This window comes from Crinalium epipsammum PCC 9333 (assembly GCF_000317495.1).
In the GTDB taxonomy this organism is placed as follows: Bacteria; Cyanobacteriota; Cyanobacteriia; order Cyanobacteriales; family PCC-9333; genus Crinalium; species Crinalium epipsammum.
In genome coordinates, this window is the sequence record NC_019753.1 from 1,406,705 (window position 1) to 1,425,222 (window position 18,518).

Here is an 18,518-nt window from a genome sequence, read left to right on the forward strand (position 1 = left end):
TGGACTGTTAATGGCTAATTGTTAATTATTTCTATTTTATCCCCCCAGTTTATTTTTAACTGAGATTGTGCATTGCCACAATTAACGGCAATTTCTACCCACCCATGACTACCAATAAGCGCGATCGCACTTCCAGCAGGTTGATCGTGATAAGTTGTACAACCAGGGATACTCACATCAGATACTACCACTGACCAAGCTTTCCCTTGAACATCAGCCCCTGGAATATTAGTAATCAAGTTACCAAAGTAATCAACATACTGCACGTAACCAGTCATACCTTGATCAGTTTGACTACATTCGCCGATAGGTAGCTGTATTAAAGTTTTAGGATCAATTATTTTTCCCAACTCTTCTAAGGGAACACCACTAGCTAAATGCGCCCCCACAGGTGCAAAAATATCTCTACCGTGAAAAGTTGTGCTGGGTGTACTTGTCCGCCAATACTGAGGATTAGTTAATTCTACCGCCGTCTTGACTGCACTCTGACTGAGAACGCCGCTTAATAATCCGTTATCCGGTGCTACAAGGAAACCACCTTCAAATTCTACTGCCACTGAGCGCCGATTACTACCTACCCCTGGATCTACCACAGCTATATGTACTGTCCCGGGTGGAAAATAAGAGTAGGAATTCATCAAACAAAATCTACCCGCAGGAATATTTTGTGCTGGAATCTGGTGCGTTAAATCCACCACCGTCAAAGTTGGGTTGAGAGAGCTAATTACTCCCTTCATCACCCCTACATAAACGTCACTCAAGCCAAAATCGCTCAAAAGAGTAATTATCCTGCTGTTAGGCATCTGGAAAATTATTTTTATACAATTAGAAATTAATATTTAGGAGTTGGTTACACCACAGCTTATAAACTTTCTGTAACAAATCATACAGTTTAACTATGAAAATGTTATCTTAGAAATATAGCCAACACCCTAGTTTATAAATAAAAATGTCCATTATGAACACAAATCGTCAAGACAGCGTAAAAAAGGCGGCTGCTATTCATCGCGATAACATCCAAAAAAGCCTACAGCATAGAATAGAAGTAGCTAGAGCTAGTGGTAATGAACACTTGCTGCGGATACTAGAAGCGGAAGCAAGCTATTTTAAATAAGTATTGTTACTCCACAAAGCAAAAATTATTCGTGTTGGACTGCAAGCAAAAAAGCTTGGGGATGTGCAGAGTGCAAATACATCCCCTTTTAACTTTTTTCTGAAATAACTTGCTATTTTGTCGCGACTACAGCAATATTCCAAGCAAACCGCTTGATTAAAGGTAGCTTTTTTAAAACTAAATCAATTTTCTCTAGACGCTGATAAGTTGGTTGCAGTTTTTCTTGCTCAATAATTATTTTCTTCCAATAACGCTCCTGATTTGGGTCAACTCTGTCTATTAAATAGAAGCGTAAAAAAATCCACAACGTAGCTATCCAAAATGTATCGTAAGTTGTTGTCGAAAATAGAGACTTGACAAAATTAACGATATTAATATCTAGTGGTTGTTCGTCTTCTGTTCGCACCGAAGTCGCAATACGACGATAAACATTAATAACAGGGTTGTGCTTTAAAGGGTCCCAAAAGCAAGCTTTACCACCTGGTTTAAGAACTCGATACATTTCTTTGATGGCAGCTTGAGGGTCTGGTAAGTGGTGGAGTAAGTTAGAGGCGTAGACAATATCAAAACTATTATCGGGGAATGAGAGTGCGATCGCATTTTCTGTGCAACCTTCTATCTCGACTCCATTAGCAGCAGCTAGTTGCAAAGCAACTTCTACCATCCCAGGAGAATAGTCAGCAGCTACACAAACAGCACCTCTTTTAGCAAAATAAACACTATTTTCACCCGCACCACACCCTAAATCTAAAATTCGCTTACCTTTAATATTGCCTAATTGTTGAATAATAAAGCGGTTTTCTGGTGCTGTGCAGGCTTCAAAATAATCTTTAACTTTGATTCCTTCTACATCAATGGTAGATGCCCACTGGTCGTGGAATGTTTTCTCTTTATCAAGAACTTTTTCTGGAATCATCTCTTGCATATCCGAAAAGGGCTTTTAAGAGATTTTAACCGCAGATAAACGCAGATAAACGCAGATAAATGCAGATATTTTTCAGTGATTAATTATTTTGAAGATAGGCTGCTAAGGAATGGAAATAAGAGACGTTCTTAGGAACGCCTCTTACCTTAGCTGACAAACAAATAATTAAATTTTTGCTGAACCTACGGTTGAAGCATCTGGCGCTGTCAGTTCTTGAGCTAATGTTGGCTTCTGACTTGATTCATTACGCTGCAATGCACCATACAGGCGGTTGAGAGCGTTTACATAAGCTTGAGCCGAAGCAACGATGATATCAGTGTTAGCAGCGTGACCGGAATAAATCCGTTCTTTGTGTTTCAGGCGAATTGTTACTTCCCCAATCGCGTCAATACCAGCCGTCACTGACTGAACTGAAAATTCAATCAACTGATTAGGTACATTCACCACACGGTTAATCGCTTTATATACCGCATCAACTGGACCTGTGCCAATAGCCGCGTCGGTTAATTCTTCGCCAGTTGGTGTCCGTAGGGTTATAGTAGCTGTCGGACGAGCTTGATTACCACAGGAAACTTGGACAAACTCTAGGCGGAATAATTCTGGCGCTTGTTGAATTTCATCATTGACAATGGCTTCTAAATCCCAGTCAGTAATTTCTTTCTTTTTATCTGCCAATTCTTTAAATTTGACAAATGCCTTATTGAGTTCGGTTTCTGATAATTCAAAACCAAGTTCTTGCAGGCGAGTGCGGAAAGCATTGCGACCGGAAAGTTTGCCCAACACAATTTGATTGTCTGTTAAGCCAATCAATTGCGCGTCCATAATTTCATAAGTACGCTTATTCTTTAAAACGCCGTCTTGGTGAATTCCAGATTCGTGAGAAAAGGCATTAGCGCCAACAATTGCTTTATTCGGTTGTACTAACATCCCAGTGAGACTGGAAACTAAGCGGGATGTTTTGTAAATTTGACGAGTATCAATATTAGTTAGCGGTTCTTCTGAATCTACAGCACGACCCAAGAACGGATTATAATACTGCCGACGCACATGAAGCGCCATGACTAATTCTTCTAGTGCAGCATTACCAGCACGTTCACCAATACCGTTAATGGTGCATTCTAGTTGTCTTGCGCCATTTTTTACTGCTTCTAGGAAGTTAGCTACAGCTAAACCTAAGTCGTTATGACCGTGAACAGAAATAATAGCTTGGTCGATGTTCGGAACGTTTTCTTTGATGCCACGAATTATTGCACCAAATTCGCTCGGTGTAGTATAACCGACGGTATCGGGAATATTAATTGTTGTAGCACCAGCCGCGATCGCACGCTCTAAAACTTGATACAAAAATTCGGGATCAGAACGACCCGCATCTTCCGGTGAAAATTCCACATCATCAACTAAAGACTTAGCATAAGCCACCATTTCTGATGCTATTTCTATCACCTCTTGCCGTGTTTTCTTCAGTTTGTATTCTAGATGAATATCTGAAGTAGCAATAAAGGTATGAATTCGATGTTTAGCTGCTGGTTTTAAAGCCTCTGCTGCTGCTTTAATATCCTGGCGCGTTGCCCTTGCTAAACCACAAATTGTTGGTCCTGATTCTACACCAACAACTTGTGCAATTTTTTGTACAGCTTCAAAATCTCCAGAACTGGCGTAGGGGAAACCTGCTTCAATTACATCAACGCCTAATTTCGCAAGCTGACGGGCAATTGTCAGCTTTTCATCTACATTTAATGTCGCCCCTGGAGACTGTTCTCCATCCCGCAGGGTAGTATCAAAAATAATAATCCGGTCGGGTTGTGCTGGTGTGTTCATAGCGCAATTAGGTGATATGCAAGAACTGACAAGGATTTGCGAGTATTGTTGACAACTCGCCATCGTTTAGCTGGGATAGCGTTTATTTAAATAGATAAGTATAAATCCATATAACTATGAAATATCTTAGGCAGCTTTTACTGATTGTCTAAAAAATTAGGGTAGCTTTAAGCTGCATTTAGTGATGCTCACATACTTACCTGTTTATTTTAAGATAGCTGAAATTTTTGATTTCAGCATTTCTAGTAGTCAACTTTTTCAATAAATGAACGAATATCATTTAAATCAATATAACGATCGGTAGCGTTGCGTAATTCTCTCGCAATCATTCCTTCTGTTGATACTACTGTAATATGAGTATTTTTAGAACGTAAAAGTTCAATGGCTCTTTCAAAATCACCATCACCACTAAAAAGTATTACTCTATTATATTGCTCAACTGTATTAAACATATCTACAACAATTTCTATATCTAAATTAGCCTTTTGGGAGTATCTTCCAGAAACATCATCGTAGTATTCCTTAAGTATTTTTGTACGAACTGTGTAACCCAAGCTAATTAAGGCATCCCTGAATCCGCGCTGATCTTGTGGATCTTTTAATCCTGTATACCAAAAAGCGTTAATTAGATTAACTTCGGGATCTTTTGTAAAGAATTCAAGAACACGCCGTGGGTCAAAAAACCAACCGTTTTTTTGTTGGGCATAGAACATATTGTTCCCGTCTACAAAAATAGAAAGACGGTTGTAAGAGCAAGACATATACATTTAAACCTAAGATATTGTTACAAATTAATTGGAATTCCTCATTATAGCAGTTGAAAAACTCAATGAATGTTAATGATTCTTGCTTATATGAGTATTCCCTAGTATTTATATTAATTGCTTTGTATGGAATTCTCGATCCAATCGCTCTGAATAGTGACAGTAAAACTGTAATCCAACAGAGTCAGAATAGGTGCATCCACCGAGCAATCAACGATAAGTCTTTTTCAACTCTACTATTTAAATGATGATTTACGCACAAACTAAAGATGATTGTGTGTAGTCACCATATATTTGCTGGTAGGACTTAGGCATTTAAGGAAGCAGGCGGGGCGCTTGCACTATATATGTCGTTAATTAGTCTGTTACTTCGTTACGCTAAGGTAGGAACACCAATCACTCCAACTGCCAGCATACAGCTTTGTTTTCTGTATCCCAGCCATTTCTAAGGACAAGAGATTTACACAGGCTGTTACGCCAGAACCACAATAAACTAAAATTTCCTCTGCTTGCTGAATATCTTTCCAACGTTGCTGTTGTTCTGAAACAGGCTTGACGTAGCCGATCGAGTCGGAAACATCTTGCCAGGGGAAATTTAACGCGCCAGGAATATGACCAGCAATGGGGTCGATGGGTTCACGTTCTCCTCGGTAGCGATCGCCTTCTCGTGAATCAACCAGCACTACGTTAGGCAGATCTTTTCGCGCTTTGACTGTGTTAACATCCACTACCCAGTCGCTTTGAATCTGAGGAACAAACTTTCCTGGTTCATGCTTCGGCAGTTGATTTGTTACAGCATATCCAGCTTTTTCCCATCCTGAAAAGCCACCATCAAGCAAAGCCACTTGCTGATGTCCTAAATAGCGTAGTAACCACCATAGACGTGCAGCAAAGGCAAAACGCGAATCATCATAGGCAACTACAAGGGTTTCTTGGGAATTGATTCCAATTGCTGCTAGTTTGTTAGCTAACTCAGCAGGATCGGGCAAAGGATGACGACCTCCATGAAGCTGTACAGAACCAGAGAGGTCAAGATTAAGATCTAGATAGTAAGCACTAGGTATGTGGCTAGTTTCATACTGCTGTCGTCCTAGTTGTGGATCTGCCAGTGAAAAACGACAATCAACAATTACTACTTGTGGATCATTAAGGTGTTCGGCAAGCCATTGGGCAGAAATTACAATAGGTGTGTTATTATCAAGCATTTGCTTTTAAAATTAATTGTTACTTGTGCCACAATATCAGAGACAGAAGCATTTAAATAATTATTTAGCAGAAAAAAGCCATTTTTAACAAATGTAATATTTTTGCTATTGAGTATCAATAGAACTTACGCACCGCGTTGCCTGAAACCTAGACTCCCCCTAGCCCCCCTTTTCAAGGGGAAAACATTCAAAGTCCCCCCTTAAAAAAGGGGGATTTAGGGGGATCTCTGCGTAAGTACTGATCAATTAACCCAAAAATAAGTTAATAATTAAATAGTATCAAGTAGTGCTTAAAATTAGAGTTAAAATTGTGAGTTGTCATTAATTTTATATTAAAAAATATTTCAATGTTGAAACAAGCTAAAAATTACATTCTAAAGTTTTGCGCTAAAAGGCTAGTTTTTTTAAGATATAATGGCAAATTTAAGAATAATTTTGTTTGGTTGTGTGCATTACTCCTAGCTATAGCGGTAATTATACCGACTAGCTCTTCTGCTCAGACTAATTTGAATAATACTTCAGAATTAAGAGGTGTTTGGCTGACAAATGTAGATAGTGATGTGCTATTTTCACGCGCTAAACTTACTGCTGCGGTGCAAAAGCTACAACAGCTTAACTTCAACACTGTCTATCCTACTGTTTGGAACGATGGATATACTCTTTATCCTAGTATTGTAGCAGAACGGACATTGGGGCGATCGCTCCATCCCGAACCTGGGCTACAAGGTCGAGATATGCTGAAAGAAATTGTTAAACAGGGGCATCAAAAAGGCTTAAGTGTTATTCCCTGGTTTGAATTTGGCTTTATGGCTCCTGCTGATTCTCAACTAGCTAAAAGTCACCCAGATTGGTTAACTAACCGCAAAGATGGTACAAAAATTTGGAAAGAAGGTCAAAACGAAAGAGTTTGGCTAAATCCTTTTCATCCAGAAGTACAGCAATTTATGCTGGATTTGGTTAGTGAAGTTATTAACAATTACGACATTGATGGCATTCAATTTGATGACCACTTTGCGTTGCCTATAGCAATGGGTTACGATGCTTACACCGTTGGTATGTATGAGAAAGAACTCCCAGGTTTAACTCCTGATGCGAACCCGCAAGAAACTTTTTGGGTACGCTGGCGGGCTGACAAACTTAATGATTTTATGACCAGGTTACACCAAGTAGTAAAAGCTCGAAAGCCTAATTGTATTATTTCTATAGCTACTAACCCTTTGCATTTTTCTTTACCAGCTTATTTACAAGACTGGTTTTCTTGGGAAAGACGTAATCAAGTTGATGAACTAATTTTGCAGGTTTATCGCAACGACTTACCGCGCTTTATTAAAGAATTGGAACGCGAAGAAGTTAAGCTTGCTCAAAGTCATATTCCAGTAAGTATCGGCATTCTTGCGGGTCTTAAAGGTCGTTCTGTACCTAGTCAACAAATTGAGACTCAAGTTCAAGTTGTCCGCAATCATAAATTAGCTGGTGTGTCTTTCTTCTTTTATGAAAGTCTTTGGAATTGGGCGAAAGAAACACCCGCACAACGAGAATCTGCTTTAAAAGAAATTTTTCCTACTTCAGTACAGCGACCAAGAATAATTAACAATTAACACTGACTGGCTTGAATTTAAAAGGAAGTAATTTGTTTACACCACAACGAACAGCAGACGGCTCTTTTACTTTTTTTTCAAGTGAATTTGGGCAAGATTTTCATAGTCGTCATGGAGCAATTCAAGAAGCTCAGTTTAAGTTTGTTGAGCCTACTCAAATTAGACAAAAAGCTCAACAGCCGAGTATCAAAATATTAGATGTTTGTTATGGATTGGGTTATAATACAGCAGCAGCATTAGCAACAATTTGGGAAGTAAATCCTAATTGTCGTGTGGAGTGGGTGGGTTTAGAATTAGATTCAACTGTCCCAAAAGCTGCGATCGCGCATCATCTTCTGAGTAACTGGTATGATCCTATTCCCCAAATTCTTACTCAACTAGCTAACAATTATCACATCGAAACCAACCAAATACACGCTCAATTGCTGATCGGTGATGCTAGAAAAACACTTCAGTATTGTTCAAACTTGGGTTTTAAAGCAGATGCGATTTTTCTTGATCCCTTTTCTCCGCCTACTTGTCCTGGGCTATGGACAGTAGAATTTATGGGGTTATTAGCTAGTTGCTGCGCTCAAATGGGTATAATTGCTACATATTCATGCTCTGCTGCTGTGCGGACTGCGATGATGGAAGTAGGATTAAACATTTTTTCTTCTGATCCCGTAGGTAGGCGATCGCCTGGAACTATTGCAAGTTTTACGGAATTAGAGAAACCAATTTCTCTCCAAGAACAAGAGCATTTACAAACCCGTGCGGCTATTCCCTACCGCGATCCTCAACTTTGCGATCCCGCTACAGTAATATTACATAGACGTAAAATAGAACAACAAGCAAGTTTGCTAGAACCTACTTCTCACTGGAAAAGACGCTGGTTAACTAGGTTTCCAACGTAAGTAATCAGCAAAAATTATCCAAATTAGATATTAAGAATTGTAAATGTGAAAAAGTTAGCGTTTAATTTCAGCAAAGATCAGTATAAAACCTGATTTCAGCAGTAAGGGTTATCTAGGATACTGAAAGAAAATTCCTGCGGTAGGTCATGCTGAATTTAATAGGTGCTTCTGCGGTTTCCCCAAGTCCAAAAAGGTGTTCTTCCGTGAACTTATCTGATACTGATAAACCTAAAGTTTTGGTTGTTGACGATCATCCATCAAGTCGGATGACGGCGGTGGCACTATTAACTGTAGAAGGTTATGAAGTATTTGAGGCAGATGGTGGTGAAGCCGCACTTGAGAAGGTGGTTGTAGCCAAACCAGATTTGATTTTGCTCGATGTAATGATGCCAGGGATGGATGGTTATGAAGTGTGTCGGCGATTGAAACAAGATGACCACACTCGCCTAATACCAGTTATTTTCATCACAGCCCTGAATGATCGGCGATCGCGCATAATGGGAATTGAAGCTGGCGGAGATGATTTTTTAAGCAAACCTTTTGATCGCCTAGAACTTTCTGCGCGTGTTAAGTCCTTAGTGCATCAAAAACGTCTCAATGAAGACTTAGACCATGCTGAACAAGTATTGTTCTCAGTTGCCCGCATAGCTGAAAGTCGTGATCCTGACACGGGCGATCACTGTCAACGACTCGTAAACATGGCTCAAGCATTTGGTGAATTTATCAACCTTTCGCGCAATGAAATTCGCGATTTAATGTGGGGCGGATATCTGCATGATATTGGCAAAATTGGTATTCCCGATGTAGTGCTGTTAAAAGCGGGTAAACTGACGGCTGAAGAGTGGGTAATTATGAAGCAGCACGTAATCATCGGTGAGCAGATTTGCCAGCCGATGCGGACATTCAAAGGCGTACTGCCAATTATTCGTTATCACCATGAACGCTGGGACGGTACAGGTTATCCCAATGGTTTAGCTGCTAATGAAATTCCTTATCTAGCCCAAGTATTTCAAGTTCTTGATATATATGACGCTTTGACCAGTGAACGTCCTTATAAAAAAGCCTTTACACCAACAGTAGCTTTAGAAATTATGCAGGAGGAAACAGCCAAAGGTTGGCGTAATCCTGAATTAATAGAGCAATTTAGTAAATTTATCCTTTCTAATCAAGTAGCAGAAACACCAGATAATCAATTAACAATTAACAATTAACAATTCTCCCTCAAGTAAATTCTGGGCTTTAAATAAGAAAATTTTTGTTGTTTTTTTTACAGTTAAGGGTAGCCTCCTTGAACTGAGAATTGTTAATTGATGGGTAACATTCTTGAACTAATAATTGATAATTGTTAATTGATAATTGATAATTGATTAGTCATCACATAACCTGATCATTAAAAATCTCATGGTAGCGGTAGCAATTTTAGCGGCTGGACGCGGGACGCGGATGAAATCTGACCTGCCCAAAGTAATACACTCTTTGGGAGGGCGATCGCTGGTTGAACGAGTGCTGCACAGCCTTTCTGAGATTCAACCCTCGCGGCGGCTGGTCATTGTCGGCTATCAAGGTCAACAAGTTCAAGATGCTTTACAATCTATTTCTGGTTTAGAGTTTGTCGAACAAACCCAGCAACTAGGCACGGGTCATGCTGTACAACAAGTGTTGCCTTACTTGCAAGATTTTACGGGTGATCTGCTGGTATTAAATGGCGATGTCCCCTTATTACGTCCTGAAACCCTGCAACAACTGTTGCAAACTCATCAACAACATCAAAATGCTGCCACTCTGCTAACGGCGCATCTGCCAAATCCTAAAGGATACGGGCGTGTAATCTGTAACGGTCAAAATCTTGTTCAACAAATTGTCGAAGACCGCGACTGCACATCAGCACAAAGGCAAAATCGCCGAGTGAATGCTGGTGTTTATTGTTTTAATTGGTCGCAGCTAGCAAAAGTGCTGCCACAGCTACAAACAGATAATGATCAACAAGAATATTATCTAACTGATGCGGTGAAATTCCTCGATCCGGTGATGGCAGTAGATGTGGAGGACTACCAAGAAATTCTCGGCATTAATGATCGCAAACAACTAGCATCAGCTTACGAGATTTTGCAAGAACGAGTTAAGGATGCTTGGATGGCTGCTGGTGTGACTTTAGTTGACCCAGCCAGTATCACGATAGATGACACAGTTGAATTACAAACAGATGTAATTATTGAACCGCAAACTCATCTGCGCGGAAAAACCTTGATTGGTGCAGGTAGTCGGATTGGTCCTGGAAGTTTGATTGAAGATAGCCAAATTGGGGAAAATAGTAAGGTATTGTATTCTGTCGTTACAGATAGTGTGATTGGTGCAGGTAGTCGGATTGGTCCATATACACATTTGCGCGATCATGTAGAGGTTGGTTCAGCTTGTCGCATCGGCAATTTTGTGGAATTGAAAAGTACTAAAATTGGCGATCGCACTAATATTGCTCACTTGTCTTATTTGGGAAATGCCACTTTAGGCGATCGCGTTAATATTGGTGCTGGTACTATTACAGCCAACTACGACGGCGTTAACAAGCATCCTACAAATATTGGCAGTGGCAGCAAAACAGGTTCTAATAGCGTCTTAGTCGCACCCCTAACTTTAGGGCAAGATGTCACAGTTGCGGCTGGTTCGGTAGTCACAGAAGATGTACCGAATGATTGCTTAGTAATTGCTAGGGCGCGTCAAGTTGTAAAACCAGGTTGGCGTTTGAACTCTACACCTGAAAAAAAGTAGTAATAAAATGCTAATTGTCAAGTCTCTGCTCTATTTTGTATTAGCCGGATTGTGCGAAATAGGCGGAGGCTACTTGATTTGGCTATGGTTGCGGGAAAATCAGAGCTTATGGTTAGCTGTTTTAGGCGCAATTGCCCTGATATGTTATGGAATTATTCCTACCCTGCAACCTGCCAATTTTGGTAGAGTTTATGCCGCTTATGGCGGTGTATTTATTGTGCTTTCTTTACTTTGGGGATGGCAGGTTGATCGCACACCGCCAGATAAATTTGATCTTTTGGGTGGTGCGATCGCTTTGATTGGTGTGTTGATCATTATGTATTCGAGAAGAAGTTAATTTATTACTGTTTTAATAGTTCTTTCGTAATCAATCCCTTTTGAATTGCTTTAACCGCAGCTTGAGTGCGATCGCGCACTTCTAATTTCTGCAAAATCGCATGGACATGAACTCTGACTGTGCCAGCAGTAATATATAACAGTTCTGCAATCTCTTGATTACTCTTACCTTCTGCAACCAACGCTAAAATTTCCTGTTCTCGCTTCGTCAGGGGATTTTCTATTACCTCTAGAGTATGTGTCGATGGAGTATCAATAAAAGCCGCTCGTATTTCCGCAGTTGCAGCTTTATCCCACCATGATGCACCCGCAGCTACAGAACGAATTGCTAAAATTAAAGCCTCTGCATCAATTCCTTTTAAACAGTAACCTTGGGCATTAGCTTCAATCATTCTCCCAATTAAAGGTGTTTCAGAACGAGAAGTTAGCACCAAAATTGGTAAATTTGGATGCTGCTGCTTGAGTAAACGACAAGTTTCTACACCACCAACTCCAGGGAGTCCCACATCCAGCAAAATAATATCTAGTACATAGCGTTTTGCTAATTCTATTGCTGTCTCGCCATCTTCCGCCTCTGCTACTACTTGCAAATCTGGCTGTTGTTGTAATTTAATTGACAAACCCAAGCGAAAGAGTTCATCATCTTCAACCAGTAAGATCCGCAGGGTTTTCAACTTATTTCCTTATAACTTTCAAGTAATGGAGGTGGGGAAGCTAACAGTCTAAAGGCAAATAATGCTCCCTTGGGCGATCTATTTTCTGCCCAAATTGTGCCACCGTGAGCGGTAATAATTTGGCGACTTAAATATAATCCCAGTCCAGAACCCTTGGCTTGGCGATCGCTATTTCCCTGATAAAACCGTTCAAACAAGTGGGGAAGTTCCTCCTCAGTAATTCCTTGTCCACTATCTAGAAACTTGACGATATGATATACCGAATAAGATTCTAGTAATACTTCTACTCGACCCCCACGCGGGGAATGATTAACAGCATTTGTGAGTAAATTGGTAAATACTCGTTGCAGTTGCAGTTCATCGCCATTCACCCACAAGGAACGGCGAAAATCAGATTCTCCATAACTTAAATCAATATACACCCGTCGGGTCGCTGCTAAATCTCTTAATGTAGCAATTACTTCAGAGGCAATTACTGCTAAATTTACCACTTGACACTGAAGCTTCAGTCCCGATAGATCGTTGCGATAAATATCTAGTACTGTTTCCACTAATTGTAATGTAGTGCGGTGAGAGCGTTCCATCATCTGCAAAACTTTTTGTTGAGCAGATGTCACATTGCCAAATTGTCCGGTTTGAAAGGATTTTAGGGTTTCAATTGCTCCTATTAGGGGGGTTTTGAGATCGTGAGTCAAGGTAGAGATGAAGTCCTCACGCATACTCGCCAATTGCTGTTGAGATTGCAATTGCGCCTGTTGAGTTGCGATCGCTTCTTGGTAACGGCGGTTGCGCTCACTTAACCAGCCAGTCACAATTAAGGCGAAGACAACAATTACCCGATTTGCGATCGCTGCTGTGTGAATAATTTCTCCTCCAGGCAAAAAAAAATTTAACAGCGTTAACACTGATGCCATTATTGTTACTCGGATTGTTGCTAACCTGCTCAAGTGCGAGTTAGCTAGTAAAATTGCTCCGGTGTAACAGTAGCCAAATACATAGTCCGCAGTAGTAGATAAATCTAGCACCATAACTACAGCAAATAAAATAGCAATTAACCACTGTGGATTTAAATGCTGATTTTTCATTGATATATCTGTTTGAACAGTTAATAACTAAGTATGTGGGTGAAATTAAACGTTACCTGTGATGGCTGGGACTGGGGACTGGGGACTGGTGATTGGGGAAATCAATATACGTTTATTTATGCCCACCCACTTATTACCTCCTTATAACCTAAACTAACTTTAGCGTTTAGGTGAATCTATATCTCTAGATATATGCTTTTAAATCAAAACAATATATTTAAAAACATATTTCCAAATATTTTTATTTTCGCTACTTTATTTATAGTAAATCAAGTTTAAGCCAACCTAGCTGTATAGAAATATCAAAGGTTAAATCTTTTTGCTGATTCCATAGTCAGCAAGCATCTTAAATCAATAAAATTATCAACTTAATTATGTTACAAGGATTACTTCAAATTGTCCTGACACTACTGATATTAATTGCTATTGTTCGTCCTTTCGGCAGCTACATTGCTCATATTTTTCTAGGAGAAAAAACCTTTCTTGACTCAGTGATCAACCCTGTAGATAGCATGATCTACAAACTAGGGGGATTGCGTACAGAAAGTATGACTGGTTGGCAGTATGCTCGTGCAGTGCTTTATAGCAACTTAGTTATGGGCATTTTTGTTTATTTAATCTTGATGCTTCAGGGAATACTTCCATTAAATCCTACGGGTTTAAGTTCGCCAACATGGGATACAGCACTACACACGACTCTTTCTTTTTTAACTAATACTGACCAACAACATTATTCTAGCGAAACCACATTATCTTATGCTTCCCAGATTTTAGCACTGGGGTTTTTAATGTTTACCTCAGCAGCAACAGGTTTAGCTGTAGGTATTGCATTTATTCGCGGTTTAAGTGGCAGATCTTTAGGTAATTTTTATGTAGATTTAACTAAATCTATCACCCGCATTTTATTACCAATTTCGGTTGTGGGGGCAGTAGTTTTAGTGATTTTAGGTGTTCCCGAAACCTTAGCTGGAACTGCAATTGCTACCACTTTAGAGGGGTCTACACAAGCGATCGCACGTGGTACAGTTGCCCATTTTGAAATTATCAAACAATTGGGAGAAAATGGCGGCGGCTTTTTTGCAATTAACTCCGCCCATCCGTTTGAAAATCCCAACAGTATTTCTAACTTAATAGAAACATTGGCGATGGTTGCCATTCCAGCCAGCTTAATTTATACCTATGGGATAATTGCAGGTAATAAAAAGCAGGGGTGGTTACTTTTCTGGATGGTATTTACTATTTTTGTAACTTTGATTGGAATTACAGCAATTGGTGAATATCAAGGCAACCCTTTAGTCAATCAACTTTTAGGAGAACAGCAACCAAATTTAGAAGGTAAAGAAGTTAGATTTGGTTGGGCGCAAACAGCACTTTGGGCAGTTACTACGACAGCAACTATGTGTGGTGCTGTTAACGGAATGCACGATTCTTTAATGCCTGTTGGTGGATTTTCTACCTTATTTAATATGTTTTTACAAATTATTTGGGGAGGTCAAGGAACAGGAACAGCTTACTTATTTATCTACCTAATTTTAACAGTGTTTTTAACTGGGTTGATGGTAGGACGTACTCCAGAATTTTTAGGGCGTAAAGTTGAAAAGCGGGAAATTGTTTTAGCGAGTGTTATTTTACTTGTTCACCCAATTTTAGTATTAATTCCCAGTGCGATCGCTCTAGCTTTTCCTGATACCCTCGCTGGGATTAGTAACCCAGGTTTTCACGGGATATCGCAAGTTGTTTACGAATATACCTCTGCTGCTGCTAACAATGGTTCAGGTTTGGAAGGATTAGCAGATAGCCAACCTGCATCCACAGCTTTATGGTGGAATCTTAGTACTTGTATCAGTTTATTAGGAGGGCGTTACATTCCAATTATTGCTCTGCTTTTGTTAGCCGATAGTATGGCGAATAAGCAACCAGTACCGGAAACTACAGGAACACTAAGAACTGATACTACTTTATTTACAAGTGTGACAGCAGGAGTGATTTTAATCTTGGGGGCGTTGACATTTTTTCCGGTTTTAGCATTGGGTGCGATCGCGGAAGCTTTTCAATTTTAGTTAGGAGAATTTTTGGTAAATTCAATATTTTTTTAGAACGCAGATGTTGGCGAAGCCTGCGCGTAGCGCATAAGCAGATAAACACAGATAAACGCAGATGTTAGCAAGATTTTATTGCTTGATATCAGAGGTTTATCAGTAAGTTTTCAATCCGAGTTTTTTTCTAATCAATAATACACATTACTAATGGAATCACCTATAAAACCTAGTCAATCTGGTAAAACTCGTGCTGAACGTAAACATACTCCAAAAGCAAGTAATAAAGGGCTTTATCAAAGAGCTATCAAAGATGCTTTTGTGAAACTCAATCCCCGAATCATGCTCAAAAATCCAGTGATGTTTCTGGTTTGGGTAGGAACTATTATCACCGCACTATTGACATTTGACCCCAATTTATTTGGCACAGTTCCAGGAGAAAATCAACGGCTATTTAATGGTTTGATTACCATAATTTTATTCTTTACCCTTTTATTTGCTAACTTTGCCGAGGCGGTAGCAGAAGGGCGAGGTAAAGCACAAGCTGATGCGCTGCGTTCTACTAAATCTGAAACTACTGCTAAGAAAGTTTTACCAGATAATTCAACCCAGGAAGTAAGTTCTACTTCATTGCGTAAAGGCGATCAAATTAAAGTTGTAGCAGGAGATATGATTCCGGCTGATGGAGAAGTTATTGGCGGTACTGCATCTGTAGATGAATCGGCAATTACTGGCGAATCAGCACCAGTTCTTAAAGAACCAGGTTCGGATATGGCAAGTTCTGTAACTGGGGGGACGCGGATTCTCTCAGATGAATTGCTAATTCGGGTAACTTCTGATCCAGGTAAGGGCTTTTTAGACAGAATGATTGCTTTAGTAGAGGGCGCAGAACGTAGTAAAACACCTAATGAAATCGCTCTGACTGTGTTATTAGCAGTTTTGAGTCAAGTTTTTCTAATTGTAGTCGCAACACTGCCTGCGATCGCTAATTATGTGGGTACGCCAGTCAGCGTAGCCATATTGATTGCTCTATTAGTAGCATTGATTCCTACAACAATTGGCGGCTTACTGAGTGCAATTGGCATTGCTGGTATGGACAGGGTAGCTCAATTTAACGTCGTAGCCACCTCTGGACGGGCAGTAGAAGCTTGCGGTGATGTGAATACCTTGATTTTGGACAAAACGGGGACAATTACCCTGGGAAACCGTTTGGCAGAAGAATTTCTCCCCGTCAATAGTCACTCAATTGAAGATATAGCTAATGTAGCTTTGGCAGCGAGTGTATTTGATGATACGCCAGAGGGCAAGTCTATTGTCAGATTAGCCGAGAAGTTGGGAGCTAAAGTAAATTTTGACCGTTCTCAAGCAGAAGCAATTGAATTTTCTGCGAGGACGCGCATGAGTGGTACAAACTTAGACGATGGTAGTCAGGTACGCAAAGGTGCAGTAGACGCAGTTAAGGGATTTGTGCGTTCTAGAAATGGACAGTTAACACCCGAATTAGACACAGCTTATGAACGAGTTTCCCGTTTGGGTGGCACTCCTCTAGCTGTTTGCCAAGATAGCGAAATCTACGGGATTATCTATCTTAAAGATGTGATCAAACCTGGTATTAAAGAACGCTTCGATCAGCTACGCCGTATGGGTGTCCGTACTGTTATGCTCACAGGAGACAACCGCATTACCGCTTCTGTAATTGCCTCTGAAGCAGGAGTAGATGACTTTATTGCGGAAGCAACTCCAGAAGACAAAATTGCAGTTATTCAACAAGAACAAGCTAAAGGCAAACTCGTAGCAATGACTGGGGATGGTACTAATGATGCCCCAGCATTAGCGCAAGCGAATGTCGGTGTAGCAATGAACTCTGGTACTCAAGCAGCAAAAGAAGCTGCAAATATGGTGGATTTAGATTCAGACCCTACTAAGTTAATTGACTTAGTAACAATTGGCAAACAGCTATTAATTACTCGCGGGGCATTAACTACATTTTCATTATCCAATGATATTGCCAAATATTTCGCCATTATTCCAGCGATATTTGCCTCAGCAGGGATTGGTAAGCTCAACATTATGGGTCTAGCCAGCGCCCAATCTGCAATTTTATCTGCTCTGATTTATAATGCTTTGATTATTCCAGCATTAATACCTTTGGCTCTCAAAGGTGTAAAGTTTCGACCATTAACTGCTAACCAACTGTTGCAGCGTAACATCCTAATTTATGGACTGGGAGGAGTGATTGCACCATTTATTGCGATTAAGTTAATTGATGTTTTGATTGCTGGTGTAGGTTTAGCTTAGGAAGTGATCGGAAATATATGAATAAGTTTGATTTGATAGAAGGTAAGGGAAAAATGTTTGACGGGGTTTTTAGAACGCAGATTAACCGCAGATTAACGCAGATTAACGCAGATGAATTATCAGATTTTATCGCTTTAGGTAAGAGGTTACAAATACAATGGCGTAAGCGACCATTGCCAATACAACTTTTTTTCCTGTTGTGTTTGAATTTATTAATTGCTCCTGCTGTACAAGCAGCAACGAGTATAGAAGTATCCCGTTTTCAAGCTTATGCTCTGGGAGTATTAGGTTTAACTACTCTAGGACTCTCTGTTTATCTATTTGTTGTGATTTTTCAACCAGAACGTTTTTAACAAAAATGCGAGAAATTATTAAAGCAATTCGGATCACTCTAGTTCTGTGGGTAATCACAGCAGTAATATATCCTTTATTGATTATTGTTGTGGGGCAAGTAGCATTTCCTTATCAAGCCAATGGTAGTTTAATTGAGAACCAAGGCAAAGTTATTGGTTCTGCTTTGATTGGTCAACCTTTCACATCAAATCAGTATTTTTGGAGTCGTCCTAGTACCGTTGCTTATAGTACAGTAGATCCCAAAAATGACAAAAACAACATACTCAAAACGGGAATATCCGGTGCAAGTAACCTGGCTGCAAGTAACAAAAAAGCCTTAATTGACGATCGCATTAAACCAGAAATAGACCGACTAAAACAAGCTAATATCCAGCCAACAGCAGATTTAGTTTATACTTCTGGTTCTGGTCTAGATCCTCATATTAGTGTCGAAGCTGCATATTCCCAAACACAAAGAATAGCTCAGAATCGCTCCTTATCTTTAGATATGGTTCAAGCATTGATTCCTAAATACACAGAAGGCAGATTTTTGGGAATTTTTGGCGAACCTGGCGTTAACGTCCTCAAATTAAATTTAGCCCTAGATAATTTAAAGCCTCCAACTTAGACCCTATCTTTCACAATAATTAATCCCAGAAAATATCTGCATTTA

The 18,518-nt window shown here is 39.9% G+C and carries 17 protein-coding genes; 10 read left to right on the forward strand and 7 right to left on the reverse strand.

Annotated elements, in window-relative coordinates; all coding sequences use genetic code 11:
- Window positions 1–14: 14 nt before the first annotated feature.
- Window positions 15–803: an SAM hydrolase/SAM-dependent halogenase family protein gene (locus CRI9333_RS06015; protein ID WP_015202272.1), complete on the reverse strand. Its 789-nt coding sequence runs from the start codon at window positions 801–803 to the stop codon at window positions 15–17.
- Between the two features lie 146 nt (window positions 804–949).
- Between CRI9333_RS06015 and pirA the strand changes: the two genes are divergently transcribed.
- Window positions 950–1,114 carry an arginine synthesis PII-interacting regulator PirA gene (gene pirA / locus CRI9333_RS27305; RefSeq protein ID WP_015202273.1) on the forward strand — a complete coding sequence of 55 codons (165 nt, stop codon included), beginning with the start codon at window positions 950–952 and terminating at the stop codon, window positions 1,112–1,114.
- Between the two features lie 112 nt (window positions 1,115–1,226).
- On the opposite strand, the gene CRI9333_RS06020 is transcribed toward pirA, so the two are convergent.
- The 4 genes from CRI9333_RS06020 to CRI9333_RS06035 form a co-directional block, all read right to left on the reverse strand.
- Entirely contained in the window at window positions 1,227–2,030 is an 804-nt protein-coding gene (locus CRI9333_RS06020) for a class I SAM-dependent methyltransferase (protein ID WP_015202274.1), read from the reverse strand.
- Between the two features lie 174 nt (window positions 2,031–2,204).
- On the reverse strand, window positions 2,205–3,857 hold the full coding sequence (locus CRI9333_RS06025) for a 2-isopropylmalate synthase (protein WP_015202275.1): 1,653 nt from the start codon (window positions 3,855–3,857) through the stop codon (window positions 2,205–2,207).
- Between the two features lie 242 nt (window positions 3,858–4,099).
- Window positions 4,100–4,618 (reverse strand): LabA-like NYN domain-containing protein, encoded by a 519-nt coding sequence (locus CRI9333_RS06030; protein ID WP_041225959.1) that lies wholly within the window; start codon window positions 4,616–4,618, stop codon window positions 4,100–4,102.
- 368 nt (window positions 4,619–4,986) lie between these two features.
- The gene (locus CRI9333_RS06035; RefSeq protein ID WP_015202277.1) at window positions 4,987–5,826 is read right to left on the reverse strand and encodes a sulfurtransferase; all 840 of its coding nucleotides are present in this window, start codon (window positions 5,824–5,826) and stop codon (window positions 4,987–4,989) included.
- A 347-nt stretch (window positions 5,827–6,173) separates the two neighbouring features.
- On the opposite strand from CRI9333_RS06035, the gene CRI9333_RS06040 reads away from it, so the two are divergent.
- From CRI9333_RS06040 to CRI9333_RS06060, 5 genes are all read left to right on the forward strand, one after another.
- Window positions 6,174–7,424 carry a glycoside hydrolase family 10 protein gene (locus CRI9333_RS06040; RefSeq protein ID WP_015202278.1) on the forward strand — a complete coding sequence of 417 codons (1,251 nt, stop codon included), beginning with the start codon at window positions 6,174–6,176 and terminating at the stop codon, window positions 7,422–7,424.
- Window positions 7,425–7,456: 32 nt separating this feature from the next.
- Window positions 7,457–8,317: a tRNA (5-methylaminomethyl-2-thiouridine)(34)-methyltransferase MnmD gene (locus tag CRI9333_RS06045; protein ID WP_015202279.1), complete on the forward strand. Its 861-nt coding sequence runs from the start codon at window positions 7,457–7,459 to the stop codon at window positions 8,315–8,317.
- A gap of 146 nt (window positions 8,318–8,463) precedes the next feature.
- Window positions 8,464–9,528, forward strand: a complete 1,065-nt coding sequence (locus CRI9333_RS06050; protein ID WP_015202280.1) for a response regulator — start codon at window positions 8,464–8,466, stop codon at window positions 9,526–9,528.
- Between the two features lie 190 nt (window positions 9,529–9,718).
- Window positions 9,719–11,083, forward strand: coding sequence for a bifunctional UDP-N-acetylglucosamine diphosphorylase/glucosamine-1-phosphate N-acetyltransferase GlmU (gene glmU, locus CRI9333_RS06055; protein ID WP_015202281.1), 1,365 nt, complete (start codon window positions 9,719–9,721; stop codon window positions 11,081–11,083).
- A 7-nt stretch (window positions 11,084–11,090) separates the two neighbouring features.
- The gene (locus CRI9333_RS06060) at window positions 11,091–11,420 is read left to right on the forward strand and encodes a YnfA family protein (protein WP_015202282.1); all 330 of its coding nucleotides are present in this window, start codon (window positions 11,091–11,093) and stop codon (window positions 11,418–11,420) included.
- A 4-nt stretch (window positions 11,421–11,424) separates the two neighbouring features.
- Here the strand turns inward: CRI9333_RS06060 and CRI9333_RS06065 are convergent, their stop codons facing one another.
- Together CRI9333_RS06065 and CRI9333_RS06070 are read right to left on the reverse strand one after the other, a co-directional pair.
- Entirely contained in the window at window positions 11,425–12,093 is a 669-nt protein-coding gene (locus CRI9333_RS06065) for a response regulator (RefSeq protein ID WP_015202283.1), read from the reverse strand.
- Window positions 12,090–13,178 (reverse strand): sensor histidine kinase, encoded by a 1,089-nt coding sequence (locus tag CRI9333_RS06070; RefSeq protein ID WP_015202284.1) that lies wholly within the window; start codon window positions 13,176–13,178, stop codon window positions 12,090–12,092. The genes CRI9333_RS06065 and CRI9333_RS06070 overlap by 4 nt, the downstream gene beginning before the upstream one ends.
- Window positions 13,179–13,552: 374 nt before the next feature.
- Here CRI9333_RS06070 and kdpA point away from each other — a divergent pair, with 374 nt between their 5' ends.
- The 4 genes from kdpA (at window position 13,553) to kdpC (ending at window position 18,473) form a co-directional block, all read left to right on the forward strand.
- Window positions 13,553–15,238 (forward strand): potassium-transporting ATPase subunit KdpA, encoded by a 1,686-nt coding sequence (gene kdpA / locus CRI9333_RS06075; RefSeq protein WP_015202285.1) that lies wholly within the window; start codon window positions 13,553–13,555, stop codon window positions 15,236–15,238.
- A gap of 186 nt (window positions 15,239–15,424) precedes the next feature.
- Complete coding sequence (gene kdpB, locus CRI9333_RS06080; RefSeq protein WP_015202286.1) at window positions 15,425–17,512, forward strand: potassium-transporting ATPase subunit KdpB; 2,088 nt, start codon at window positions 15,425–15,427, stop codon at window positions 17,510–17,512.
- A gap of 17 nt (window positions 17,513–17,529) precedes the next feature.
- Window positions 17,530–17,865 (forward strand): potassium-transporting ATPase subunit F, encoded by a 336-nt coding sequence (locus tag CRI9333_RS06085; protein ID WP_015202287.1) that lies wholly within the window; start codon window positions 17,530–17,532, stop codon window positions 17,863–17,865.
- Between the two features lie 5 nt (window positions 17,866–17,870).
- A complete protein-coding gene (kdpC, locus tag CRI9333_RS06090; protein ID WP_015202288.1) occupies window positions 17,871–18,473 on the forward strand; it encodes a K(+)-transporting ATPase subunit C in 603 nt (200 codons plus the stop codon).
- The last annotated feature ends 45 nt before the right edge of the window (window positions 18,474–18,518 follow it).